Source organism: Streptomyces beijiangensis, from assembly GCF_017315755.1.
Classification (GTDB): Bacteria; Actinomycetota; Actinomycetes; order Streptomycetales; family Streptomycetaceae; genus Streptomyces; species Streptomyces beijiangensis.
The window spans coordinates 1-1196 of record NZ_JAFLRJ010000648.1 but is presented as its reverse complement, the minus strand read 5'-3'; the positions used below and the strand labels follow the sequence as shown (position 1 = coordinate 1196).

General features: G+C 68.1%; 2 protein-coding genes and 1 pseudogene. All 3 read right to left on the bottom strand.

Annotated elements, in window-relative coordinates; translation table 11 throughout:
- Positions 1 to 573, bottom strand: a pseudogene (locus tag J0695_RS37915) (glutamine--fructose-6-phosphate transaminase (isomerizing)); the annotation flags it as partial.
- Between the two features lie 32 nt (positions 574 to 605).
- Positions 606 to 881 carry a hypothetical protein gene (locus J0695_RS37910; protein WP_206969372.1) on the bottom strand — a complete coding sequence of 92 codons (276 nt, stop codon included), beginning with the start codon at positions 879 to 881 and terminating at the stop codon, positions 606 to 608.
- Between the two features lie 85 nt (positions 882 to 966).
- The coding region (locus tag J0695_RS37905) for an SHOCT domain-containing protein (protein ID WP_206969370.1) at positions 967 to 1196 on the bottom strand (230 nt) is incomplete at its 5' end.

Here is a 1196-nt window from a genome sequence, read left to right as displayed (position 1 = left end):
GGCGACGAACATCTCCTTCTCGCCGATGCCGAGCACGACGGGGGAGCCGTTGCGGGCGACCACGATGCGGTCCGGGAAGTCGGCGTGCAGCACGGCGATGCCGTACGTGCCCTCGATGATCCGCAGCGCGTCGCGGACCTTCTCCTCCAGGGTCTCGGAGGTGGAGCGGGCGATCAGGTGGACCAGCACCTCGGTGTCGGTCTCCGAGGCGAATTCGATGCCGTCGGCGATCAGCTTGGCGCGCAGGTCGGAGGCGTTGTCGATGATGCCGTTGTGGACGACGGCGACCTTGCCCTCGACGTCCAGGTGGGGGTGTGCGTTCTCGTCGCTCGGGGCGCCGTGGGTGGCCCAGCGGGTGTGCGCGATGCCGGTGGTCCCCGCGAAGCGCTTGGGGATCCGGGACTCCAGCTCACGGACCCGGCCCTTGGCCTTGACCGTCTTCAGCCCGGCCGCCTTGGGGCCGGTGATGGCGATGCCCGCGGAGTCGTAACCGCGGTACTCCAGCCGCTGCAGCCCCTCCAGCAGCAGCGGTGCCACGTCACGCTTTCCGATGTACCCGACGATTCCGCACATATCGCTCCTTCAGGTCGTACTGGCAGGTCGTACTAGCCGTAGATCATGCGGCGCAGTTGCCGCAGGGAGAGCTCGGGCGGCGCCACTGCACGATGAGGCAGCTCGCCCGAGATCTGCTCGAAGATGTCCGGGTTGTTCAGTCCGCGTGCCTGCAGTTCGCGATGGCGGCGGCGGACGAACTCCTCGGTCGTCTCGTCGAAGTACGCGAGCACATCGAGAATCACCCGGGCGGCCTCGCCGCGCTGAAGCGCGGTGGAGCGGACCAGGTGGTCGATGAGGTCGTCGTATGACGGACGTGTTTCGAGCACCCGCTGATACTGCTGGCCCAGGGGAAGCTTTGCAAGATTTCTGCCCGCTTTCGGGCAGAAGTGACGGCAAACGGCTCTACCGGAGCTACTGGAGCCGCTTCAGGATGGCTTGTTTCGCTTCTTTGAACTCATCGGCATCGAGAATTCCGGACTGGTGCAGCTCGCCGAGCTCACGGAGACGGCGGAGCAGCGCGTCGTGGTCGTCGGCGGCCGGGAGCGCCGGAGCGGGTGCCGGAGCGGGTGTCAGGGCACGGTCGGCGGGCTCGGGCACGCCCCGGTCGAGCCGGGCCGCCACGGCCGCCCCGACGAGCGCCA